The organism is Xanthomonas sp. F14, from assembly GCF_014199865.1.
In genome coordinates this window covers 1347821-1372012 of sequence record NZ_JACHOM010000001.1, presented here as the reverse complement: position 1 = coordinate 1372012, position 24192 = coordinate 1347821, and the positions used below count along the sequence as shown (strand labels likewise).

The window sequence follows — 24192 nt, the reverse complement described above, 5'->3', positions numbered from 1 at the left end:
CGATAGCGTGAAACGGTCGCCTGCATGGCGTGCGCGCGTTACCCTTTGCGCCTTGCTCTTCTCAGGTTCCGCATGAAACGCCATTTCTCGATGCTGCGCGATTTCCAACTCGCGGACTGGTTCACCCTGGCCAACGCCTTCTGCGGTACCGGCGCGGTGTTCGCGTCGATGCGCTTCCTGCAGGAAGGCCATCGCGGCGACCTGCTGCTGGGCATGGCGCTGATCCCGCTGGCGTTCGTGTTCGATGCGCTGGACGGGCATGTGGCGCGCTGGCGCAAGGCGTCCTCGACCCTGGGCCGCGAGCTGGACTCACTGGCCGACGTGATCTCGTTCGGGGTGGCGCCGGCAGCGCTGGGCTATGCCTGCGGCATGCGCGGCGGCTGGGATTGGTTGGTGCTGAGCTATTTCGTCTGCTGCGGCGTGAGCCGGCTGGCGCGCTACAACGTGACTGCCGAAGAGATCGCCGGCGAGGCCGACAAGGTGCCGTACTTCGAAGGCACCCCGATCCCCACCAGCCTGCTGCTGGTGATCCTGCTGGCGGTGGCTGCCAGCAGCGGCCATATCGGCCAGACCTTGTGGTGGGGCCAGTGGCAGCTCGGGCCGTGGCAATTCCACCCGCTGGTGCTGCTGTTTGCGGTGTCCGGCTCGTTGATGATCAGCAAGACGCTGCGCATCCCCAAACCCTGACCGGTACGGCCGGGCACACACGGTAGGATGGCTGGTGGACAGTCACGGGAAGGGATCATGGCAACCAGCGGTTCGGACAACGGCAACTTCGAAGACAAGGCGCGCCAGTACTGGAGCGCCTGGGGAGATGCCATGCGCCACGGCCAGTCCGGCGCCGCTGCACAGCCCGGTGCCGTTCCCGGGGCGGGGCCGGGCAGCGACGCACCGCAGGATTGGCGCAAGGCGATGGACTGGTGGTCGCAACTGCTGCCCACCCAGGCCGCACCGCAGGCGCAGGAGGCCATCGACCGCTTCCGTCATCAGGCCGGCGACTGGTTCGGCACCATGCAGCAGGTGGCCGCGCAGTTCGCCGGGCGCGACACCTCGGCCAACGAAGTCTCCGAAGCCTGGCAACGCGCCGTGCAGGGGCAGGGCGAGCAACTGATGCAGTGGACGCTGGGCTCGCTGCGTGGCGGCAGCCCGGGCGGCTTCGACCCGTGGCTGCAGGACGCCGCGCAGGCGCTGGCGAAGTGGCGGGAAGAAAACGCGCCCTGGCTGGACATGCCGGCATTCGGCGTGAGCCGCAATCACCAGGCCCGCCTGCAGACGCTGGCCCGTGCGCAGCAGGAGTACCAGGCGCAATCGCAGGCCTACGGCGAACAACTCAAGTCGGCCATCGAGCAGGCGTTCGGCCGGTTCGCCTCCAAGCTGGGTGAGCACGAAAGCAGCGGCAGTCAGCTGACCAGTGCGCGTGCCTTGTTCGATCTGTGGATCGAGGCCGCCGAAGAGTCGTATGCCGACGTCGCCTTGTCCGACCAGTTTCGCGAGGTCTACGGCGGCTTTGCCAATGCGCATATGCGCCTGCGCGCCGCGTTGCAGGAAGAAGTGGAGCAGTTGAGCGAGCGTTTCGGGATGCCGACGCGTTCTGAGATGGACGCCGCGCACCGTCGCATCGCCGAGCTGGAACGTGCGGTGCGGCGCATGCTGCGCACTGCGGCCAGCCCGGCCGACAAGCCCGCTGCAGCGGCGGCTAACCCGGTTGCGCCGGCCACGGCCAGGCGCGCGCCGGCAGCCAGGGCGGACACTGCGCCCAAGCCGGCAGCGGCGACCAGCCCGGCCAAGAAACCACCAGCGAAAACCGCCCCAGCCAAGAACACGAAGGCGGCCAAAAGCGCCGCCAGGCCATCGGCCGGCACAGCTTCCGGTAAGTCGACCGCACGCAAGCCACGTGGAGCGCAGACATGAAAGGCCCGTTGGGATTCAGCGCCGAAGACCTGATGCAGGAAACCCTGTCGATGCAGCGCAAGCTGCGCGAGGGGCTCAAACTGCTGCCCGGCGTGGAAGACGTGGATTACGGCGTGACCGAGCGCGAGGAAATCTGGCGCGACGGCAAGGTGGTGTTGTACCGCTTTGTCGGCGAGCAGGCGCCGGTGGCCAGGACGCCGCTGCTGATCGTCTACGCGCTGGTCAACCGCCCCTACATGGTCGATCTGCAGGCCGACCGCTCGCTGGTCAAGGGCCTGCTGGGCCACGGTCAGGACGTCTACGTGCTGGACTGGGGCTACCCGGACCGCTCCGAGCGTTACCTCACCCTGGAGGACTATCTGCTGCGCTTTATCGACGGCGCGGTGGACCACCTGCGCGCGCAGTCGGGGCTGGAGGCGGTCGATGTGCTCGGCATCTGCCAGGGCGGCACGTTTGCGCTGTGCTACGCGGCGCTGCAGCGGCCGAAGGTGCGCAACCTGATCACCATGGTCACGCCGGTGGATTTCCACACCCCCGACAACATGCTCTCCAACTGGGCGCGCATGGTCGATGTGGATCTGTTCGTGGACACCATGGGCAACGTGCCGGCGGATCTGATGAACGCCAGTTACCTGATGCTCAAGCCGTTCCGGCTGAACCTGCAGAAATACGTCGGCTTGCTCGACATCCTCGACGACAAGCAGGCGCTGGAAGATTTCCTGCGCATGGAAAAGTGGATCTTCGATTCGCCCGATCTGGCCGGCGAGGCGTTCCGCGAGTTCGTCACCCAGTTCTATCAGCGCAATGGGCTGGTGACCGGGCAGGTGCGCATCGGCGGGGAGGCGGTCGACCTGCAGGCGGTGGACATGCCGGTGCTCAACATCTATGCCGAACACGATCACCTGGTGCCGCCCGACGCCTCGCGTGCATTGCGCGGCCTGGTCGGCAGCGACGATTACACCGAGCTGAGTTTCCGCGGCGGGCATATCGGCATCTACGTCTCCGGACGTGCGCAGCGCGAGGTGCCGGTGGCGATCCACCGCTGGTTGCAGGAGCGTGGCGGCAACGCGTGATGCGGCTTGGGGTTACGCTGTACCTGCAGCGAGCAGCCGCAGCCGTCACGACGCGCTGCCGCTGCGCTTTTTAGACTGGGCGACACGTTCGAAGGAGCCTTCCATGGCCACGACCCACGCATTGTCCCGTTCACTCAACGACCGCATGATCGCCGGCGTGGTCGGCGGCATCGCCCGCCGCTTCGGCTGGAGCTCCACGCTGTTGCGGGTGCTGTTCGTGATCGTGTCGATCGCCTCGGCGGCGTTCCCCGGCATCCTGGTCTATCTGATCCTGTGGCTGCTGATCCCCAACCAGGCCGACTGACGCCCGCCCGGCGCCGGTGGTCGTCCGTGCAGGTGCTGGGCGCGTTGTGGACGCTGCCCAATACCTTGCTCGGCCTTGCCATCGGTGCCGCCGGCAGCTGTTTCGGCGCGCGTCCGCGCTGGTCCGGGCAGGAACTGGCCGTGGTGTTCCATGCCTGGCCATGGGGACCGGGCGGGGCGATGACGCTGGGCAATGTGATCCTGCTCAAGGGCGCCTCGCTGGATCTGCAGTGCAGCACGTATGCGCATGCGGCCGGGCGTTGTCAGCACCCGCCGGTGCGCCTGGGCGACCACGAACGTGCGCATGTCTACCAGTACATGCTGCTCGGCCCGCTGTTTTTGCCGGTGTATCTGCTGTGCGGCGGCATCCACGTACGCAATCCGCTGGAACGGGCCGCCGACGCGTATGCGCTGTATGGCCACGGCTGGTGGCCGTGGGGATCTCAGCGCAACCGCGAGAAACCGAACAGGTCCGATAACGGGTGAGGCCTGCCTTCCAGTTGCGCGCGCAATAAGCCTGCGCCGATCGCGCTGTAGGTGATGCCGTTGCCGCCGTACGCCATCGCGAACGACACCCGCGGCCCATGTTGCGGATGCGGGCCGAAGAACGGCAGCCCATCGGCGGTTTCGGCGAAGGTGCCTCCCCAGGCGAACACCGGGCGCAGGCTGATGTCCGGCATCGTCTGGTGGATCTTCTTCAGCAGCGTCTTCAGCTTGCGCATTACACGTGCGTCGCGACGTGCGGGCAGATCGATGTTGTCGTCTTCGCCGCCGGCCACCACGCGTCCATCCGGCGTGCTGCGCAGGTAGAGATAGGGACGCGCGGTTTCCCACATCATGGTGTGCTTGAGCGCGCCCATCTCGCCGTCGTGCAGCGGATCGGTCACGAATGCGTAGCTGCTGCGGTTGCGTGCCACGCGCTGCGACAGCCACTGCTGGTTTGCGTAGCCTGCGGCCATGATGACGTGCCGGGCACGCAGCGTGACCCCGTCGCGGGTGCGCAACGCGACATGCCGGTCGTGGGGTGTGAGGGTGGCGATCGCGGTGCGGTCGTAGATGCGCGCGCCGTAATGCTCGCCTTCTGCAAACAGGCGGTAGCACAGACGATACGGATCGACGCTGGCGGCCAGGCGGCTGAGGATCGCACCCTCGGAGCGTACGCCGTAGTTGTGCCACAACGGCGCGCGCTCGATCCATTCGACCGGAAGAGTGTGGGTTTTTCGCACCTGCAGTTCGCTGCGTAGGTCGTCGAGATCCCGCGACCGGCTGGCGTAGTACAGGCTGTCCTGACGGCTGAAGTCGCAACCGCCCAGCGTATTGCAGAGGCCTTGCAGGTCGACGATGGCTTGCGCGCACGCAGCGTATGCCGACGCTGCCGCCGGCATGCCGTAATGCCTGGCCAACTCGATCATCGGTGTGTCGATTTCGTACTGCAGCAAGGCGGTACTGGCCGAGGTACTGCCCCAGCCGATCTCGCGCTGCTCGACCACTACCACCTCGTGCCCGTGCTTGAGCAGTTCGTGCGCGATCAGCGCGGCAGTAACCCCGCCGCCGATGATGGCCACCTCGCAATCGGTGTCCCGCTCCAGACGCGGATAGGCGCGCATCAACCCATTGCGGATCGACCAGAACGGGTAGCCACTCTTGAGGTCCATGCGGTGTCGTACGTGCGGGCGGAGCGCAATTGGACCGGCAGGCCGGGTGAAGCGGTTGTGCAGACAGGCGAGGGGACCCCGCCGTCACCAAACCGCAAACAGCCGGCGTTAACGTGCGTGGAAAGCTCCTCACGGCACGGTCGTTATGCTCGCGCCACTAACGTAGTCACAGTTGTTAATGAGGGTGTGGGCATGTCGATCGTTCTGTACGTCGGTGGCAGCAAAGATGGCGACAAGGGAGTTGTGCCTTACGGGTTCAGCAAGTCGCGCGCGATGACCGACGCTGGCCCGGAGATCTATGTCGAGCGCATGGTGCCGTTGAAGGACGTCGGCAAGATCCGCGTGATGGCACTGGAATCGCTGCACGAAAGCATCCTGGTCGAGCGCGCGGCCACGCATTACGCAGGTCGCGCCAGCTAAGCGCAGCCGACCGGACGAGTGCGCCCACCGTCAGTGGGCGCCAAGTGCTCACTGCTGCAGGTATCGCAACGGTACTTCAGCGCTTCCACACCATCGGTAACCACCTGACGATCGCCCGCTAGCGCTTGTCAGCCATCGACGGGCGCGCCGGCACAGGGTTATGGCGATCCTGTCAACGGGTTCCCGCGGCGGGCCAGCACTGCGAAAATGCTTTTTTCAGTGAAGCGGCTCCGGCCGCGCCGCCATGCACGACAGCCAGCTTGCCCAGCAGATCGCTCGCACCATCGCCGACGAGATCGGTGCCCAACCCGCCCAGGCGCGCGCCGCCATTGCCCTTCTCGACGAAGGCGCCAGCGTTCCGTTCATCGCGCGCTACCGCAAGGAAGTCACCGGCGGGCTGGACGATACCCAGCTGCGCAATCTGGAAACGCGCCTGACCTATCTGCGCGAGCTGGAAGAGCGCCGCGCGGCGATCCTGTCCAGCATCGGCGAGCAGGGCAAACTCAGCGACGAATTGCGCGCCGAGATCGTGGCGGCCGACAGCAAGTCGCGGCTGGAAGACCTGTATCTGCCCTACAAGCCCAAGCGCCGCACGCGTGCGCAGATTGCGCGCGAAGCCGGTCTGGAGCCGCTGGCCGATGGCCTGCTGGCCGACCCGAACCAGGCGCCGGAAGTCGCTGCTGCGGCCTACATCGACGCGGAAAAGGGCGTGGCCGATATCAAGGCAGCACTGGAAGGCGCACGCGCCATCCTGATGGAGCGCTGGGGCGAAGATGCCGCCCTGGTGGGCGAGCTGCGCAGCTGGTTGAACGACAACGGCGTGATCCGCGCGCGCGTTGCCGAGGGCAAGGAAGAGGCCGGTGCCAAGTACCGCGATTACTTCGATCATGCCGAATCGCTGTCCAAGATTCCCTCGCACCGCTTGCTGGCGCTGTTTCGTGCGCGCCGCGAGGAGTTCTTGTACCTGGATCTGGAGCCGGGCAACGATGCCGAGGCCGGCCATCAGTACGCCGAGGGCCGTGTGGCGCGCAATGCCGGCATCTCCAACCAGAACCGTCCGGCCGATCGCTGGTTGCTGGATGCCTGCCGGCTGACCTGGCGCGCCAAGCTGCACATGCATCTGCTGCTGGACCTGTTCAACCAGGCGCGGGAGAAGGCCGAGGCCGAGGCGATCGCCGTGTTCGGCGACAACCTCAAGGACCTGATGCTGGCCGCGCCGGCCGGCCCGCGCGTGGTGCTGGGGCTGGACCCGGGTATCCGTACCGGTTGCAAGATCGCCGTGGTCGATGCCACCGGCAAGCTGGTGGCCACCGAGACGATCTACCCGCACGAGCCCAAGCGGCAATGGGAGCAGTCGCTGCAGACGATCAAGAAGCTGTGCATGCAGCACAACGTGGAGCTGATTGCGATCGGCAATGGCACCGCCAGCCGCGAGACCGACAAGCTCGCCGGTGAGGCGATCGCGCTGTGCGGGGCGAGCAAGCTGCAGAAGATCGTGGTCAGCGAAGCCGGTGCGTCGGTGTATTCGGCGTCCGAGTTTGCTGCCAAGGAGTTCCCCAATCTGGACGTGTCGCTGCGCGGTGCGGTGTCGATTGCGCGGCGCCTGCAGGATCCGCTGGCCGAGCTGGTCAAGATCGAGCCCAAGGCGATCGGCGTGGGCCAGTATCAGCACGACGTGGACCAGTATCGTCTGGCCAAGGCGCTGGAGGCGCGCGTGGAAGACTGCGTCAATGCGGTCGGCGTGTACGTCAATACCGCGTCGGCGGCGCTGCTGTCGCGCGTGTCCGGGCTGTCGAGCACGGTGGCGGAAAATATCGTGCGCCATCGCGACGACAACGGGCCGTTCAAACGCCGCAAGGACCTGCTCAAGGTGCCGCGTCTGGGCGACAAGACCTTCGAACAATGCGCCGGTTTCCTGCGCATCGCCGATGGCGACGAGCCGCTGGACGTGTCAGCGGTGCATCCGGAAGCCTATCCGGTGGTCGAGCGCATCGTTGGCAGCACCGGCAAGCCGATCAAGGCCTTGCTGGGCGATGGCAGCTTCCTGCGTGGGCTCAAGCCGGAGCTGTTCACCGACGAGCAGTTCGGCGTACCGACCGTGCGCGACATCCTCAAGGAGCTGGAAAAACCCGGCCGCGATCCGCGCCCCGAGTTCAAGGCGGCACAGTTCGCCGAAGGCATCGAGGACATCAAGCATCTCAAGCCCGGCATGGTGCTCGAAGGCGTGGTCAGCAACGTGGCCGCATTCGGTGCGTTTGTCGACATCGGCGTGCATCAGGATGGCCTGGTGCACATCTCCGCGTTGTCGGACACCTTTGTCAAGGATCCGCGCGATGTGGTCAAGGCCGGCGACATCGTCAAGGTCAAGGTGCTGGAAGTGGACGTGGCGCGCAAACGCATCGCGCTGACCTGCCGTCTGTCCGATACGCCACCGCCGGCCGATGCTGCAGCCCAATCGCGCGATCAGCGCGGCAACGGCGGCGCGGGGCAGGGCCGGCGCGAGGGTGGCGGTGGGCGTGGCCCGGCGCAGGGCAACAGCAAGCCGCGCACCACTGCGCCGCCGGCCGACAACGCGCTGGCCGCGGCATTCGCGCGCGCCAAGCGCGGCTGAGCCAGCGTGCCCGGCGGCTGTCCTGGCGTGGCTGGGCCGTGTAGATAGACCCGCTCGCAAAGCGGCGGGTCCGGCTGCGATTGGATCGCGCTTGGGCAGGCTGATCTGCAACTTGGCTGCGGGTCCGTGCACTCCGACCACCGCGGTGCGCCTATGCAGATACGATCAGCCGTAAGGCGGCTGACCTGCGGTCTGGCTGCGGGGCCCTTGCCCCGCCCACCATCGCAGGACACGCTGCAAGTACGTCCATGTAGGCTGTTACGCGGCATCCATGCCGCGTAAGGTCCCGCGACGGTGGGCGGGCAAGGACCTGTTGGGATGGTCGGTGTGTGTGCTGCAAGCAGCACGTGGTTGACCACGCTGTTTTATTGCGTTTCCAGGCGATCTCACGCCTCGCTGCGTACCGCGCGCGTCGGCAAGATCAGGCGTTCGATCAGGTCGACCAGGCCGGGTGGTTCCACCGGCTTGCCCATATGCGCATCGAATCCGGCGACCACTGCGCGGTCGCGGTCTTCTTCGCGCACATAGGCGGTGAGGGCGATCGCGGGGATGTGCCGCGGCAGGTCGGCGCGGCCGGAGCGCACGGTGCGGATCAAGTCGTAGCCGTCGCGCACCGGCATGGCGATATCGCTGACCAGCACATCGAAGGGCGTCTCTGCCAGGCATTGTTCGGCCGCTTCCACCGAGCCGGCCGCCTGCACCTGCGCGCCGGCAAGCATCAGGAACTGCACCACCGCCTCGCGCGAATCCTGGTCGTCGTCGACCAGCAGCAGGCGCACGCCATCCAGGCGCCCGAGACAATCACTCGGCAGCGGACCGACCTGCAGCGACCCGGCCGACGCGGGACGCAGATCGCTGACCCCGTGCTGGAACGGCAGCACGATGGTGAAGGTCGACCCCTTGCCTTCGCCCGCACTGGAGGCACCCAGGCTGCCGCCGTGCAGATCGACCAACTGGCGCGAGATCGACAAGCCCAGCCCCAGCCCGCCCACGCGCCGCGTGGTGCCGGCATCGGCCTGGCGAAAGCGGTCGAACACATGCGGCAGGAACTCGGCCGCAATCCCGATGCCGGTGTCCTGCACGCACAGTCGCAGCCGTTCGTCCTCGATGTCCAGCGCCACCCGCACCGTTCCGCCGGGTGAGGTGAATTTGAGCGCATTGCTGAGCAGGTTGGACAGCACCTGCTGCAGCCGCCCGGCATCGCCGAAGAACCACAGCTCGCCCTCGCCGGGTGCATCCAGTTCCAGCGCGATGTCGCGCGCCAGTGCAGACGGCTGCATCAACTCCACCGTACTGCGCATCAGTCCTGCGATATCGAAGTGCTCTGCCTGCAGGCGGATCTTGCCGGACAGGATCGCACTCATGTCGAGCAGGTCGTCGATGATCTGCGTCTGCGCACGCGCACTGCGTTCGATGATGACCAGCCCCTTGCCCAGATTGGCCGGCTCGAACACCTCCGACTGCATCAACCGCGACCAGCCCAGGATGGCATTGAGCGGCGTGCGCAATTCGTGGCTGAGCGTGGCCAGGAACTCGTCCTTGACCCGGTTGGCATGCTCGGCCTGACTGCGTGCGACAGTCTCGGCCTGCAGCGATTGCTTGAGCTTGGCATCCACGCGCGTACGCTCGATGACGATGCCGGCCAGATGCGATGCAGAGCGCGCCATCGCCTGTTCGCGCAGCGAGGGCAGGTGGACGCGGTCGTAGTAGATGTTGAGCGTGCCCAGCACCTGGCCGTTGCTGTCCAGGATGGGCGTCACGCAGCAGGCGACGATGCCCAGCGCCGCCGAAATCGCGTGGTGGTCGCTGAAGCTGGGGTCGGCCTGGATGTCCTCGCAGATCACCTGCTGACCGAGATAGGCCGAGCGCGCGCACGGCGGCCCGTTCGGCCCGATCGGCGAGGCTTCGAAATGCCCGCGGTACTCGACCGGAAAATGCGGCGCCGAGCCGAAGCTCAGCGTCTTGCGTATGTCATCCAGCACCATCACCGCGCAATACAGCGCAATCTCGCCACGCGCTTCCACGCTCGCTGCGATGGCGTCCAGCACTACCGGCAGCGGCGCGCCGGTGGTGATCAGGCTCAGGATGGCGCGATCGGAGGCGGTTTCATCCTCGATCAGCTTGCGTTCGGAGATATCGGTCAGCGAGCCGATATGGCCGAGGAAGCGTCCGTCGCTGGCGAAATGCGGCGACGCGGTATCGATGCACCAACGGTATTGCCCGTCGTGGCGACGTACGCGGTACTCGGCCAGGAACTCGCCTCGCTGCTCCAAGGCCTGGCCGAATGCGTGGCGCACGCGTTCGGCGTCGTCCGGATGCATCACATCCCACCAGCCCTGGTCCATTGCCTGGTCTTCGGCCTGCCCGGTGAAGTGGTACCAGCGCGGATTCCAGTACACGCAGTCGCCCTGCGCATCGGCCATCCAGATCATTGCCGGCACCGTCTCGCACAAGGCGCGGAAGCGCACTTCGCTTTCGCGCAGCTGTTGCTCGAACGCACGGCGGTCATGGATATCGGTGTAGGTGCCGATCCACTCGCTGATGCTGCCGTCGTCGCCGCGCACGGGCAGGGCACGCGCCAGATGCCAGCGCCGCTGGCCATCGTGGCGTTGCAGCTCGCACTCCATTTCGTAGGCGCGTTCGCCCTCGATGGCCAACGCCCAGGCCTGCGCAGACAGCTGCAGGCCATCGGCGGTGTGTGCCTGATGCCACGCGGCAGTCTGGTGGTCGGCAGGATCCAGTCCGGTGTATTCGTACCAGCGCCGGTTGAAGTAATGCGGCTCACCCTCCGGGTCGGCAATGAAGATGATCTGTGGCAGCGTGTCGGCCAGTCGGCGCAGCCGCGCCTCGTTGGCGGCCAGTTGCTGCTGCGCCTTGGCGCGTTGCATGGATTCCCAGCAGCGCGCCGCAACCAGGCGGACCAGCTCGATCTCGGCGGACAGCCAGCGCCGCGGTGCGCGCTGATGCACGCCGATGGCCGCGACCAGGCGGCCGTGTTTGTGCAGCGGAATCGCCAGCGACGCGCGCAGGCCGGAGCGGCGGTACTGCTGCGCCACGTAGTCCGGTGCGCCGGGCGCCATCGCATCGGTGGTGAACCAGGGGCGATTCTCCAGCAGGGCGTCGCGCAGGCCCTGCGCCACTTCCAGCGGAAAATCGCCCTGCAGGCTAGGCATGTCCTGCACATGGTCGCTGATCACGTGCATGGTTCTGCCGTCGGCCGCCGCCAGGCCGAACGCGCAGCGATTGACCTGCAGATGCTCGCCCAGCAAGCGCACGCTGGTGTCGATGATCTGACGCGGATCGGAAACGTTTTGCAGCGCGTCTTCGAGCATCAGCAGGAAACTGTCGCGACTTGCCATGCTGCGTTGCTGGGTGACATCGAATCCGTGCACCAGGATCGCGTCAATGCGGCCGTCGCGCTCGCGCATCGGCTGATACAGGAAATCCACGAAGGTCTGATCGAGCGCATTGCCGGGCGTGCGCTGCAGATAGGCGGACATCGACTCGCCGATGAAGGGGCGGCCGCTGCGCCGCACCTCATCGAGCAGCTCAAGATAGCCCTGGTCTGCGACTTCCGGCATCGCCTCGAGCAACGGACGGCCGAGCAATGGTCGCTGGCCGACCAGCTCGTGGAAGCGTTGGTTCGCGCTTTCGATGATGTAGCCGGGTCCCCGCAGCACCGCCATGAAGGCCGGCGACTGGTCGAGCGAAGGCGACACCGCTGCGGGCGCGGACTCGCGACGGGGCGGCCCTGCAGCAGGGGCGGGCGTGCCGGCGACATACAGCATGCCCAGAGGTTTGCCGGCCTGCAGCACCGGGCTGCAGGACCACGTCGACAGCGTCAATGCTGCACGCGCATCGGCATCGCTGTGGTTGGCTTCAGCGCCGTCTGCAAGTTCCGCCAAGGGTTGGCCGAATGCTGCCGGGTGGCGTTCACCCAACAGCGCGGCGCAGGCATCGTTGTATATGCAGCGCGACTGCTCGCCCCAGACCAGCAACATTGGCGCCTGTGCATGCAGGCACAGCGAAAGCGTCGTGCGCAGCGCTGGGCTGTCGCGTAGCAGCGGGTCGGCGGCGCATGCGGACGATGCCAGCAACAGCCCGGCTGTCTCGCACGTCTCCGGCAACAGACCGGCAAACGGCGACACGGCGATATCCATTGGTGACCTGCCCATCATGCCTGGATGCACGATTCTAGTGGCAAGCGGGCCGTGATCGAGGGGGTGTGGCAGCCGGCGCGACCGCGCGATGAGCCTACGTTAAGCGCAGCAGGCGGGCGGTCTGCAGGTGTGGCTGGCGATGAATGAGGGCATCGGCCGGGCCCGCATGCTGGCGACCCAGGGGCTGGTCGGAGCTTTCAGCTGGCGGCGCCGCTCAGTTGCCGTGCCCTGGCCAAAGCGCTGATCAGTTCGTCTGACAAATAGGGCTTGGTCAGGATCACGCCGCGCTCGAAGCCGCTGGGGATGGTGCCACTGGCAACACCGGTCGCCAGCACGAACGGAATCCCGAGCTCCGACAGCAACCGGGCGACCGGCTCGCTGGTCTCGCCATTGCCGAGGCGGTAGTCGAGCACTGCGATCTCCGGCGCATCGGCCTGAATCAGGGTCAGCGCTTGCGCAACTTCCCCGACCGGACCCAGCACCACCGCGCCAGCCTGGACGAGCTGCAGATCGAGCAGCATGGCATTCATCTGGTCGTTCTCGACCACCAGCACCCGAACTCCACGCAACACCGACATTGCTTACTCCTTCACCTAAGTCGGCCAGTATATCGACACTGCTCCACCGCAGCGCTGACCCCATTGCTTGCAGCTGAATTCGTCAGGCGCGTTCTGACACTGTTCGTTTCATGCGCAAGTCGCTATACTGCGCGGCCACGCCGAAGTGGCGGAATCGGTAGACGCAGCGGATTCAAAATCCGCCGCCCTTAAAAGCGTGTGGGTTCGAGTCCCACCTTCGGCACCAGGATGTAGCGGTACAAGCAAAGCCCTTCTGGCGACGGTCAGAGGGGCTTTTCTTTTGTGCGCTCGATAATCGTCGGAACCTGCGAATGTTGGCGGCTGTTGCCCCGTCGCGCCGAGCATCATTGCGGTCAGAAATAGAGCGATTTGTGGTCGACGTGGTGCAGCAGCTGGTGCAGCGACGTCACGTTCTTCGTTGTATGGCGGCGTGTTCCATTGCCGCGCATCGATGATGCGTGGTCGCTGAAAATTCCGGCGAAATGAGCGTGGATTCCCGCCAGGCGCCTGCAGGCACGCAACCATCACGCGCGATGCGTACCTTGGAAAGCTCTTTTCAAGCAGGTGGCTTCCCATGGATTTCGATTCTTCGCAGCAACTGCGCATCTTGCGCGACATCCATGACACCACGCCGGTCGCCGACGAAGAGGCCAACTGGGCAGTGCGTGCCGGCTATGCGACCCAGGCCGAAGACGGCGACATCGATCTCACCCACGAAGGCCGCAAGGCACTGGATGTCGGCCAGACCTGATCCGTCGTTGTGCGGATTCGTTCGACGCGCGAGTGCGGCAGGGGCTTCATCGCGGAGTGCATTACACCGTCGATCCGCGTATGCGTGAGTGTGGATGGAGTGACACGATGCGCTCGTATCGTGCCGCCACCGACTGCATGCGGTGGAACAGGGCGCTCTGAGTTAGATGCAAAAAAAAGCCCCGGCAGTGCCGGGGCTTTCAGATGATTGGCGTCCCCACGGGGATTCGAACCCCGGTGTCCACCGTGAAAGGGTGGTGTCCTAGGCCTCTAGACGATGGGGACGCGTATCAAAACCTGGTTGTAGATTCCAGACGGCCTATGTCGGGAATTTGGTGGAGCCAGGCGGGATCGAACCGCCGACCTCCTGCATGCCATGCAGGCGCTCTCCCAGCTGAGCTATGGCCCCACGATGCTGCTAGCCGGCAATCATAGCGACATCGATGACACTTGGGAAGTGGTGTGTGCAAAAAAGTTTGCGCGACCGATTCGCCAGTAGCGGGAGCAGCGTAGCGCATGCGTTCGCGAGCAGTTGATGAGTGCGCGCGTCGTAGGTCGACCGGATGCGATGTCGTCTGTACGGACGATTGTCTGATCGCGCAGAGCATGACGGCGTCGTGGCAGTGGCTTCTTTCGGCAGTCGGGATGGTGCAGCGGTCTGCGCACAACGATCGACCGACATTGCAAGCGTGTGCGTTCTCCACCATCGACATGTGTGCGGCTGTGCCGGCAACGGCAGGTTGGGGTCGGGCCGCATTGCAATGATGCGAAGCCGCTGCGTCATCGTCTCAGAAGATCGAGATGCCACCACGAGCACCGCGTGCAGATGACCGCGCATGCAATCGATGCTGAAAAACACACAAAAAAAAGCCCCGGCAGTGCCGGGGCTTTCAGATGATTGGCGTCCCCACGGGGATTCGAACCCCGGTGTCCACCGTGAAAGGGTGGTGTCCTAGGCCTCTAGACGATGGGGACGCGTATCAAAACCTGAGTTGTCACCCTGACGGCCTAAGCCAGGAGTGGTGGAGCCAGGCGGGATCGAACCGCCGACCTCCTGCATGCCATGCAGGCGCTCTCCCAGCTGAGCTATGGCCCCACGAAACTGAGAACGAAATGATAGCGGCCTGTTAATGTTCGCGCAAGTGCTTTTTCATTTCGCATGAGACGCAGCGTGCGCGGGGCACGCTGCGCATCGGCAACTCAGTTGACGCCGTGCAGGTCGCGCAGCTGCGTCTGTCGAGCACCGAAGTATGCGGCCAGGTCGGCGATGTCCTGATCGCTCAGGGCAGTGGCCTGCGCCGTCATCAACGGGTGCTGGCGATCGCCGCTGCGGTAGGCCTGCAAGGCGTGCGCAAGATAATCGCCGTATTGGCCGCCGAGCTTGGGATAGCTGGGGTCGATGGGGGCATTGCCGTCGGCGCCGTGGCAATCGACGCAGCTCTGGCCGGTGGCCTTGCCTTTCGCGTGCGCCAGCTTGTCGCCGGCGTCGGCGCGCCCGGTCGGCAGGCCGGCAGACGAGCCGGAGCCATGTTCGCCGCTGGCGTGGCCGGCATCGCCGGCGGAATGATCGGTGGACTCAACCTGGGATTGGGAGCAGGCCGCCAACATCAGGGCAGCGACCAGGGCGATGGCTAGACGCGAAGCGTGCAGGGCGTTCGGCATGTGGGCGCTTATTTAAGGGTGGACAGGTAGGCGGAGATATCGGCGATGTCCTGCTCGGAAAAGCTCTGCGCCTGCGCTTGCATGGTGGGATGCTTGCGTTTGCCCTGGCGGTACTCGGTCAGCGCCTGGGTCAGATACTGGCTGGATTGGCCGCCGATCTTGGGCACGCGATAACTGGGATAGGCGTTCTTGTAGCCGGTGACGCCATGGCAGCCCTGGCAGGTATAGGCCAGCAAGCGGCCGTTGGACGGGTTGCCGGTGGGCGCTGCGGGTGTGGCCACTGCCGCGGCGGGCGCAGGCGTGGCGGGTGCGGCTGGCGTGACTGACGGTGTCGCTGATACGCCCCCAAACGGCAGGAAGACGACCAGAGCGAGACAAGCGGCGAGCGGCTGCGGGCGCATGGTTTCGTATCCGGAAGACTGATTGAACGTCCGCACGTGGGGGCGTGGCGGAACCGGTCCGAGTATGCCTGCGATTTGGCGCCGCGCAAACGGGGTGAATACGCGAACTTGAACAGACCATGACCTTTGGCGCATTGGCGACATGATCGTTCTGGTGGTCTACTTGCCTACAACACCTGTTCACGCATCCACTAGGACACGACGATGTCGCCACTCTCCTTCCTGCCCGGCCGCAGCGGAACCTGCGCCGCTGCATTGTTGATCACCACGAGCCTGTTGCTGGGCGGCTGCAAGGCGGGAGATGGCGAGGCCAAGGCCGCCGAGGAGAAGAAAACCGTCGATGCGGTGCCGGTGGAAATTGCCAAGGCCGCACGCCGTGCGGTGGCGGCCAGCTATACCGGCACCGCCGCCCTGGAGCCGCGTGCCGAAGCGCAGGTAGTGGCCAAGACCTCCGGCGTTGCATTGGCGGTGATGGTGGAAGAGGGCCAGAAGGTGTCCTCGGGTCAGGCCCTGGTTCGCCTGGATCCGGACCGTGCGCATCTGGCGGTGGCGCAAAGCGAAGCGCAGCTGCGCAAACTGGAGAACAGTTACCGCCGTGCCACCCAGTTGGTGGGGCAGCAGCTGGTCAGTGCCGCCGATGTCGACCAGCTCAAGTTCGATGTCGAAAACAGCCGCGCGCAGCATCGCCTGGCATCGCTGGAGCTGTCCTACACCACGGTGCAGGCGCCGATTTCCGGGGTGATCGCCTCGCGCTCGATCAAGACCGGCAACTTCGTGCAGATCAATACGCCGATCTTCCGCATCGTCGACGATTCGCAACTGGAGGCCACGCTCAACGTGCCCGAGCGCGAGCTAGCCACGCTCAAGTCCGGCCAGCCGGTGACCTTGCTGGCCGATGCCTTGCCCGGTCAGCAGTTCATCGGCAAGGTCGACCGCATTGCGCCGGTGGTGGATTCGGGCAGCGGTACCTTCCGGGTGATCTGTGCGTTCGGCCAGGGCGCCGAAGCGCTGCAGCCGGGCATGTTCGGGCGCATCCGCATCGACTACGACCAGCGCAAGGACGCGTTGGTGATCCCGCGCCTGGCGTTGCTGGACGATGGCGAGCCGGCGGTGTTCGTGGTGCGTAAGGGCAAGGCCAGCCGGGTGCCGGTGAAACTCGGTTATGCCGAAGGCCCGTGGCTGGAAGTGCGGCAAGGGCTGAAGGAAGGCGACCAGGTGGTGACCGCCGGCAAGGTGGCACTGCGTGATGGCACTGCGGTGCAGGTCATCGGCCAGCCCGACCGCAAGCCGGTTGCCGCTGCGGCACCGGCAGCCGGCAGCGACGGGAAACGCTCATGAGCGATCACGGCAACCCGCACGCACCCGTGCACGACCCGCATGCCCCCTTGCCCGGCGGCGGTCTGGTGGCCTTCGCCACGCGGCGGCGGGTGACCATCGCGATGATCACCGTGACCATGCTGCTGTTCGGGCTGATCGCGCTGCGCAGTCTCAAGGTCAACCTGTTGCCGGACCTGAGCTACCCCACGCTGACCGTGCGCACCGAATACACCGGCGCGGCGCCGGCGGAAATCGAAACGCTGGTGACCGAGCCGGTGGAAGAAGCCGTCGGCGTGGTCAAGAACCTGCGCAAGCTCAAGTCGATCTCGCGCACCGGGCAGAGCGATGTGGTGCTGGAGTTCGCCTGGGGCACCAACATGGACCAGGCCAGCCTGGAGGTGCGCGACAAGATGGAAGCCCTGTCGCTGCCGCTGGAAACCAAGCCGCCGGTGCTGCTGCGCTTCAATCCATCCACCGAGCCGATCATGCGGCTGGCGCTGTCGCCCAAACAGGCGCCGGCCTCCGATAACGATGCGATCCGCCAGCTCACCGGGCTGCGTCGCTACGCCGATGAAGATCTGAAAAAGAAACTTGAACCGGTGGCCGGCGTGGCCGCGGTCAAGGTCGGCGGCGGGCTGGAAGACGAGATCCAGGTTGATATCGATCAGCAGAAACTGGCGCAGCTCAACCTGCCGATCGACAACGTGATCACCCGGCTCAAGGAGGAGAACGTCAATATCTCCGGCGGCCGGCTGGAGGAAGGCTCGCAGCGGTATCTGGTGCGCACGGTCAACCAGTTCGTGGATCTGGACGAGATCCGCAACATGCTGGTGACCACGCAAAGTAGCAGCGGTAGCGCCGCGGAAGCGGCGATGCAGCAGATGTATGCGATCGCCGCATCCACCGGGTCGCAGGCGGCGCTGGCGGCGGCGGCCGAGGTGCAGAGCACCTCGTCGGCGTCCAGCAGCAGCATCGCCGGCGGCATGCCGGTGCGATTGAAGGATGTGGCCGAGGTCCGCCAGGGCTACAAGGAACGCGAGGCGATCATCCGCCTGGGCGGCAAGGAAGCGGTGGAGCTGGCGATCTACAAGGAAGGCGATGCCAATACCGTGTCCACCGCCGCAGCGCTGCGCAAGCGGCTGGAGCAGTTGAAGGCGACCGTGCCCGGCGATGTGGAGATCACCACCATCGAGGACCAGTCGCACTTCATCGAGCACGCGATCAGCGACGTCAAGAAGGATGCGGTGATCGGCGGCGTGCTGGCGATCCTGATCATCTTCCTGTTCCTGCGCGATGGCTGGAGCACCTTCGTGATCAGCCTGTCGTTGCCGGTGTCGATCATCACCACGTTCTTCTTCATGGGCCAGTTGGGCCTGAGCCTCAACGTGATGTCGCTGGGCGGGCTGGCACTGGCCACCGGGCTGGTGGTGGACGATTCGATCGTGGTGCTGGAAAGCATCGCCAAGGCGCGCGAACGTGGCCTGAGCGTGCTGGATGCGGCAATCGCCGGCACCCGCGAAGTCAGCATGGCGGTGATGGCGTCCACATTGACCACGATCGCGGTGTTCCTGCCGCTGGTGTTCGTCGAGGGCATCGCCGGGCAGCTGTTCCGCGACCAGGCGCTGACCGTGGCGATCGCGATCGCGATCTCCCTGGTGGTGTCGATGACGCTGATCCCGATGCTGAGTTCGCTCAAGGGTGCGCCGCCGATGGCATTCCCGGACGAGCCCAGCCACCCGCAGTGGCAGCCGCAGCAGCGCTGGCTCAAGCCGGTGGCTGCCGGCCGGCGCGGGGCCGGCGCGAGCGTGCGCTACGCGTTCTTCGCGGTGGCGTGGGCGGTGGTCAGGCTGTGGCGCGGCATCGCACGGGTGGTATCGCCGGTGATGCGCAAGGCCAGCGACCTGGCGATGGCGCCGTATGGCCGCGCCGAGCGTGGTTATCTGGCGATGCTGCCGGCGGCATTGCGGCGGCCCGGCCTGGTGCTGGGACTGGCGGCCGCCGCGTTCATCGGCACCGTGTTGCTGGTGCCGATGCTGGGTGCGGATTTAATTCCGCAGCTGGCACAGGACCGCTTCGAAATGACGGTGAAGCTGCCTTCCGGCACACCGCTGGCGCAGACCGACGCCCTGGTGCGCGAGTTGCAGCTGGCGCACGACAAGGATCCGGGCATCGCCTCGTTGTATGGGGTGAGCGGCAGCGGTACGCGGCTGGACGCCAACCCCACCGAGAGCGGCGAGAACATCGGCAAGCTCACCGTGGTGATGGCCGGCGGCGGCAGCCCGGAAGTGGAAGCGGCGGCCACCAGGCGGCTGCGCAGCAGCATGCTCGGGCATCCCGGAGCGCAGGTGGATTTTGCACGGCCGGCATTGTTCAGCTTCTCCACGCCGCTGGAAGTGGAGCTGCGCGGGCAGGATCTGGGCGAGCTGGAACGTGCCGGGCAGAAGCTGGCGGCGATGCTGCGGGCCAATGGCCATTACGCCGACGTCAAGTCGACGGTGGAAGAGGGCTTCCCGGAAATCCAGATCCGTTTCGATCAGGAACGCGCCGCTGCGTTGGGGCTGACCACCCGCCAGATCGCCGACGTGATCGTCAAGAAGGTGCGCGGCGATGTGGCCACGCGCTACAGCTTTCGCGATCGCAAGATCGATGTGCTGGTGCGTGCGCAACACAGCGACCGCGCCAGTGTGGATGCGATCCGGCAGTTGATCGTCAACCCGGGCAGCAGCCGACCGGTGCGTCTGGCGGCGGTGGCCGAGGTGGTGGCGACGACCGGGCCGAGCGAGATCCACCGCGCCGATCAGACCCGCGTGGCGATCGTCTCGGCCAGCCTGCATGACATGGATCTGGGCGGCGCGGTGCGCGAGGTCGAGTCGATGGTGCGCAACGATCCGCTGGCCGCCGGCGTGGGCATGCATATCGGCGGGCAGGGCGAGGAACTGGCGCAATCGGTGAAGTCGCTGTTGTTCGCCTTCGGTCTGGCGATCTTTCTGGTCTATCTGGTGATGGCCTCGCAGTTCGAATCGCTGCTGCATCCGTTCGTCATCCTGTTCACCATTCCGCTGGCGATGGTCGGCGCGGTGCTGGCCTTGCTGATGACCGGCAAGCCGGTGTCGGTGGTGGTGTTCATCGGCTTGATCCTGCTGGTGGGGCTGGTGACCAAGAACGCGATCATCCTGATCGACAAGGTCAACCAGCTGCGCGAGGAGGGCGTGCCCAAGCGCGAGGCCTTGATCGAGGGCGCTCGCTCGCGCTTGCGGCCGATCGTGATGACCACGCTGTGCACCTTGTTCGGCTTCCTGCCGTTGGCGGTGGCGATGGGCGAGGGCGCCGAGGTGCGCGCGCCGATGGCGATCACCGTGATCGGTGGGTTGCTGGTGTCCACGCTGCTGACCCTGCTGGTGATCCCGGTGGTGTACGACCTGCTGGACCGTCGCGCCGATGCGTACTACCTGGAGCGTGGCCGGCGCACGGCCGGGCAACGTGCGCAGGCGACCGGTAACTCCGACGGGCTGGAGGCGCTATGAGCGTTGCCGCCTTCAGCATCCGTCGGCCGGTCACCACCATCATGTGCTTCGTCTCGCTGGTGGTGGTGGGGCTGATTGCCGCGTTCCGGTTGCCGCTGGAAGCGCTGCCGGACATTTCCGCACCGTTCCTGTTCGTGCAACTGCCGTACACCGGTTCCACCCCGGACGAGGTGGAACGCAACCTGGTGCGGCCGGCCGAAGAGGCGCTGGCGACGATGACCGGCATCAAGCGCATGCGCTCGACCGCCACCGCCGACGGCGCCAACATCTTCATCGAGTTCTCCGACTGGGACCGCGACATCGCCATCGCCGCATCGGATGCGCGCGAGCGGCTGGATGCCATCCGCGACGATTTTCCGGAAGATCTGCAGCGCTTCCACATCTACAAATGGTCCAGCAGCGACGAGCCGGTGCTGAAGGTGCGCCTGGCCAGCCAGACCGATCTGACCGGCGCGTACGACATGCTCGACCGCGAGTTCAAGCGGCGCATCGAACGGATTCCCGGCGTGGCCAAGGTGGAGATCTCCGGCGCACCGCCGAACGAAGTGGAGATTGCCATCGCGCCGGATCGGCTCACCGCGCACGACCTCAGCCTCAATGATTTGAGCGAGCGCCTGGGCAAGCTCAATTTTTCGGTGTCGGCAGGCCAGATCGACGACAACGGCCAGCGCATTCGGGTACAGCCGATCGGCGAATTGCGCGACCTGCAGGAACTGCGCGACCTGGTGCTCAATGCCAAGGGGCTGCGGCTGGCCGATATCGCGCAGGTGCGGTTGAAGCCGACGCGGATGAATTACGGCCGTCGCCTGGATGGGCGCCCGGCGATCGGGCTCGACATCTACAAGGAGCGCAGCGCCAACCTGGTGGATGTGTCCAAGGCGGCGTTGAAGGAGGTCGAGGACATCCGCGCCGAACCTGCGATGCGCGATGTGCAGATCAAGGTGATCGACAACCAGGGCAAGGCGGTGACCTCGTCGCTGGCGGAACTGGCAGAAGCCGGCGCGGTGGGCCTGTTGTTGTCGATCACGGTGCTGTTCTTCTTCCTGCGCCACTGGCCATCGACGCTGATGGTGACGCTGGCGATTCCGATCTGCTTTGCGATCACGCTGGGCTTCATGTACTTCGTCGGCGTCACGCTCAACATCCTGACCATGATGGGCCTGCTGCTGGCGGTCGGCATGCTGGTCGACAACGCGGTGGTGGTAGTGGAAAGCATCTACCAGGAACGCGAGCGCATGCCCGGTCAACCGCAGCTGGCGGCCCTGCTCGGCACGCGCAGCGTGGCGATCGCGCTCAGCGCCGGCACCTTGTGCCATTGCATCGTGTTCGTGCCGAACCTGTTCGGCGAGACCAACAACATCAGCATCTTCATGGCGCAGATCGCAATCACCATTTCGGTGTCGCTGCTGGCCTCGTGGCTGGTGGCGATCAGCCTGATTCCGATGTTGTCGGCGCGTATGAAGACACCGCCGATGGTGAGCTCCGAGCGCGGCGTGATCGCGCGGTTGCAGCGCCGTTATGCCAAAGTGCTGGCATGGACGCTGGCCCATCGCGGCTGGAGCGTGGCCGGCATCGTGTTGGTCAGTGCGATCAGCCTGGTGCCGATGAAGTTGACCAAGGTCGACATGTTCGGCGGCGATGGCGGCAACGAGGCTTTCATCCAGTATCAATGGAAAGGCTCGTACACGCATGAGCAGATGGGTGAGGAAGTGGGGCGGGTCGAGCGTTACCTGCAAGCCAATCGCGACAAGTACCACATCACCCAGATCTATTCGTGGTTCAGCGAAGCGGAAGGCGGCAGCACCACCGTGACTTTCGACGCGGGCAAGGTCAAGGAGCTGCCGGCGTTGCTGGAACAGATCCGCAAGGCCTTGCCGCGCTCGGCACGTGCGGACTACAGCATCGGCAACCAGGGCGATGGCGGCAGCGGCAATCAAGGCGTGCAGGTGCAGTTGGTCGGCGATTCGACCCAGGCCTTGCAGGCCCTGGCCGACGATGTGATGCCGCTGCTGGCGCAGCGCAAGGAATTGCGCGACGTGCACGTGGACACCGGCGACCGCACCAGCGAGTTGGCGATCCGGGTCGACCGCGAGCGTGCGGCAGCCTTCGGGTTCAGTGCCGAGCAGGTGGCAAGTTTCGTCGGTCTGGCGTTGCGTGGCACGCCGTTGCGCGAGTTTCGCCGCGGCGACAACGAGGTACCGGTGTGGGTGCGCTTTGCCGGCGCCGAACAGAGCAAGCCGGAAGACCTGGCCAGCTTCACGGTGCGTACCAAGGATGGCCGCAGCGTGCCGTTGCTCAGTCTGGTCGATGTGCAGATTCGCCCGGCCGCCACCCAGATCGGCCGCACCAATCGCCAGACCACGCTGACCATCAAGGCCAATCTGGCCAGCAAGGTCACCGTGCCGGAAGCACGCGCGGCAATGGAAAAGCCGCTCAAGGCGATGAGTTTTCCCGCCGGCTACAGCTATACCTTCGACGGCGGCGATTACCAGGACGACGGCGAAGCGATGGGCCAGATGGTGTTCAACCTGGTGATCGCGCTGGTGATGATCTATGTGGTGATGGCGGCGGTATTCGAATCGCTGCTGTTTCCTGCGGCGATCATGAGCGGCGTGGTGTTTTCGATCTTCGGGGTGTTCTGGCTGTTCTGGATCACCGGCACCTCGTTCGGGATCATGTCCTTCATCGGCATCCTGGTGTTGATGGGCGTGGTGGTGAACAACGGCATCGTGATGATCGAGCACATCAACAACCTGCGCCGCCGCGGCATGGGCCGCACGCAGGCCTTGATCGAAGGCTCACGCGAGCGCTTGCGGCCGATCATGATGACGATGGGCACCGCCATCCTGGCGATGGTGCCGATCTCGCTGACCAGCACCACGATGTTCAGCGATGGCCCGCCGTACTTCCCGATGGCCCGCGCGATCGCCGGCGGACTGGCGTTCTCGACGGTGGTGAGCCTGCTGTTCCTGCCGACGATCTACGCAATTCTCGATGACATGAGCAACGGCGCAGCCGCGCTGGTACGACGTGCGCGCGGCGTGCCGAAGACGCCGCCGACAAGCGTTGCGCTGGAATCGTGAGCCGCCAACCCTGCTGAAGTTTTCCCGGCGTAAGGCATTCACCAGCGCACTGAGGCCCTGAGTGGCAAGGCGCAAAGGCCCTCTCCCGGTGGGGCGAGGCGGCACGGCTTGCGCGCCATGGGCGCGCGTTGGAGCGCCCGCGCCGCAAGCGTGGGCCGGGCGCGGGGCGCGGGGCGCGGGGTTGGGGTGAGAGGGTACGGGTTGTCTGGGTACTGCTCAGTACACGGCTGCCATTCGCTGGCTTCGGTGAGGGCGACAGCGCATCCGTGGACTGGCTCCTCGGCTCGGTCAGACATCCTGTCTGACTCGCCGCCGCGGCACATCCCTGTGCCGCTCTCCGCCAATCCCCGGCCACGCTGCCGCCTCGGCGAGTCGTTGCCATGACCTAGTCAAGCAAGCCGATTCGTCATTTTGTTTTCCAGCGACCTGCACGATTCTCGATGACACCAGCAGAGCCGGGATCTGTTGACGTGTCATGGTGTGGTGCGCCGAAGACGCCATCGCCACGTAGCGCTCGAGTTTTGAATTTTATTAGCCGCCTGAAGCCTCTCTCCCGCCGGGGCGAGGCGGCACGGCTTGCGCGCCATGGGCGCGCGTGCCTTGGAGCGCCCGCGCCGCAAGCGTGGGCCGGGCGCGGGGCGCGGGGTTGGGGTGAGAGGGTACGGGTTGTCTGGGTACTGCTCAGTACACGGCTGCCATTCGCTGGCTTCGGTGAGGGCGACAGCGCGTCCGCGGACTGGCTCC

15 protein-coding genes, 5 tRNA genes and 2 pseudogenes are annotated in these 24192 nt (G+C 65.7%); 12 read left to right on the top strand and 10 right to left on the bottom strand.

The window, feature by feature from the left end; translation table 11 throughout:
* Nucleotides 1-24: 24 nt before the first annotated feature.
* The 5 genes from GGR73_RS05950 to GGR73_RS05930 all read left to right on the top strand — a co-directional run bounded on the left by GGR73_RS05950 (nt 25) and on the right by GGR73_RS05930 (nt 3773).
* Nucleotides 25-687 (top strand): CDP-alcohol phosphatidyltransferase family protein, encoded by a 663-nt coding sequence (locus GGR73_RS05950; RefSeq protein WP_180497015.1) that lies wholly within the window; start codon nt 25-27, stop codon nt 685-687.
* Between the two features lie 54 nt (nt 688-741).
* A complete protein-coding gene (phaE, locus tag GGR73_RS05945) occupies nt 742-1911 on the top strand; it encodes a class III poly(R)-hydroxyalkanoic acid synthase subunit PhaE (protein ID WP_184456514.1) in 1170 nt (389 codons plus the stop codon).
* Nucleotides 1908-2984 (top strand): class III poly(R)-hydroxyalkanoic acid synthase subunit PhaC, encoded by a 1077-nt coding sequence (locus GGR73_RS05940; protein ID WP_104552637.1) that lies wholly within the window; start codon nt 1908-1910, stop codon nt 2982-2984. Before phaE ends, GGR73_RS05940 begins: the two co-directional genes overlap by 4 nt.
* A gap of 103 nt (nt 2985-3087) precedes the next feature.
* Nucleotides 3088-3288, top strand: coding sequence for a PspC domain-containing protein (locus tag GGR73_RS05935; protein ID WP_184456020.1), 201 nt, complete (start codon nt 3088-3090; stop codon nt 3286-3288).
* Entirely contained in the window at nt 3258-3773 is a 516-nt protein-coding gene (locus GGR73_RS05930) for a hypothetical protein (RefSeq protein WP_155758221.1), read from the top strand. The genes GGR73_RS05935 and GGR73_RS05930 overlap by 31 nt, the downstream gene beginning before the upstream one ends.
* Here the strand turns inward: GGR73_RS05930 and GGR73_RS05925 are convergent.
* Nucleotides 3731-4942, bottom strand: a complete 1212-nt coding sequence (locus GGR73_RS05925) for an NAD(P)/FAD-dependent oxidoreductase (protein ID WP_104552639.1) — start codon at nt 4940-4942, stop codon at nt 3731-3733. The two genes, GGR73_RS05930 and GGR73_RS05925, sit on opposite strands and share 43 nt — an antisense overlap.
* Before the next feature lie 192 nt (nt 4943-5134).
* Here GGR73_RS05925 and GGR73_RS05920 point away from each other — a divergent pair, with 192 nt between their 5' ends.
* Both GGR73_RS05920 and GGR73_RS05915 read left to right on the top strand, forming a co-directional pair.
* A complete protein-coding gene (locus GGR73_RS05920; RefSeq protein WP_016904406.1) occupies nt 5135-5362 on the top strand; it encodes a hypothetical protein in 228 nt (75 codons plus the stop codon).
* Nucleotides 5363-5606: 244 nt separating this feature from the next.
* The gene (locus tag GGR73_RS05915) at nt 5607-7973 is read left to right on the top strand and encodes a Tex family protein (RefSeq protein ID WP_024938700.1); all 2367 of its coding nucleotides are present in this window, start codon (nt 5607-5609) and stop codon (nt 7971-7973) included.
* Between the two features lie 386 nt (nt 7974-8359).
* Here GGR73_RS05915 and GGR73_RS05910 read toward each other — a convergent pair.
* The 3 genes and pseudogenes from GGR73_RS05910 to GGR73_RS05905 all read right to left on the bottom strand — a co-directional run.
* Nucleotides 8360-11341, bottom strand: a pseudogene (locus GGR73_RS05910) (PAS domain S-box protein); the annotation flags it as partial.
* 6 nt (nt 11342-11347) lie between these two features.
* Nucleotides 11348-11761: pseudogene (locus GGR73_RS20280) on the bottom strand (PAS domain-containing protein); the annotation flags it as partial.
* 569 nt (nt 11762-12330) lie between these two features.
* Complete coding sequence (locus GGR73_RS05905; protein WP_046342825.1) at nt 12331-12711, bottom strand: response regulator; 381 nt, start codon at nt 12709-12711, stop codon at nt 12331-12333.
* A 139-nt stretch (nt 12712-12850) separates the two neighbouring features.
* Here GGR73_RS05905 and GGR73_RS05900 point away from each other — a divergent pair.
* Nucleotides 12851-12937: transfer RNA gene (locus GGR73_RS05900), tRNA-Leu, on the top strand.
* Nucleotides 12938-13285: 348 nt separating this feature from the next.
* On the top strand, nt 13286-13462 hold the full coding sequence (locus GGR73_RS05895) for a hypothetical protein (protein WP_039521745.1): 177 nt from the start codon (nt 13286-13288) through the stop codon (nt 13460-13462).
* A gap of 208 nt (nt 13463-13670) precedes the next feature.
* Here GGR73_RS05895 and GGR73_RS05890 read toward each other — a convergent pair.
* The 6 genes from GGR73_RS05890 to GGR73_RS05865 form a co-directional block, all read right to left on the bottom strand.
* Nucleotides 13671-13746, bottom strand: a tRNA-Glu gene (locus GGR73_RS05890).
* Nucleotides 13747-13794: 48 nt separating this feature from the next.
* Nucleotides 13795-13870: transfer RNA gene (locus tag GGR73_RS05885), tRNA-Ala, on the bottom strand.
* 490 nt (nt 13871-14360) lie between these two features.
* Nucleotides 14361-14436: transfer RNA gene (locus GGR73_RS05880), tRNA-Glu, on the bottom strand.
* A gap of 45 nt (nt 14437-14481) precedes the next feature.
* Nucleotides 14482-14557: transfer RNA gene (locus tag GGR73_RS05875), tRNA-Ala, on the bottom strand.
* Between the two features lie 104 nt (nt 14558-14661).
* Complete coding sequence (locus tag GGR73_RS05870; protein ID WP_167708994.1) at nt 14662-15123, bottom strand: c-type cytochrome; 462 nt, start codon at nt 15121-15123, stop codon at nt 14662-14664.
* 8 nt (nt 15124-15131) lie between these two features.
* Nucleotides 15132-15524: a c-type cytochrome gene (locus GGR73_RS05865; RefSeq protein WP_039521742.1), complete on the bottom strand. Its 393-nt coding sequence runs from the start codon at nt 15522-15524 to the stop codon at nt 15132-15134.
* Between the two features lie 204 nt (nt 15525-15728).
* On the opposite strand from GGR73_RS05865, the gene GGR73_RS05860 reads away from it, so the two are divergent.
* Genes GGR73_RS05860 through GGR73_RS05850 form a run of 3 tightly spaced genes read left to right on the top strand, consistent with a single transcriptional unit; the run spans nt 15729 to nt 23448 of the window.
* A complete protein-coding gene (locus GGR73_RS05860) occupies nt 15729-16862 on the top strand; it encodes an efflux RND transporter periplasmic adaptor subunit (protein WP_184456016.1) in 1134 nt (377 codons plus the stop codon).
* On the top strand, nt 16859-20365 hold the full coding sequence (locus GGR73_RS05855; RefSeq protein WP_184456014.1) for an efflux RND transporter permease subunit: 3507 nt from the start codon (nt 16859-16861) through the stop codon (nt 20363-20365). Before GGR73_RS05860 ends, GGR73_RS05855 begins: the two co-directional genes overlap by 4 nt.
* Nucleotides 20362-23448, top strand: coding sequence for an efflux RND transporter permease subunit (locus GGR73_RS05850; RefSeq protein WP_104645779.1), 3087 nt, complete (start codon nt 20362-20364; stop codon nt 23446-23448). Before GGR73_RS05855 ends, GGR73_RS05850 begins: the two co-directional genes overlap by 4 nt.
* The last annotated feature ends 744 nt before the right edge of the window (nt 23449-24192 follow it).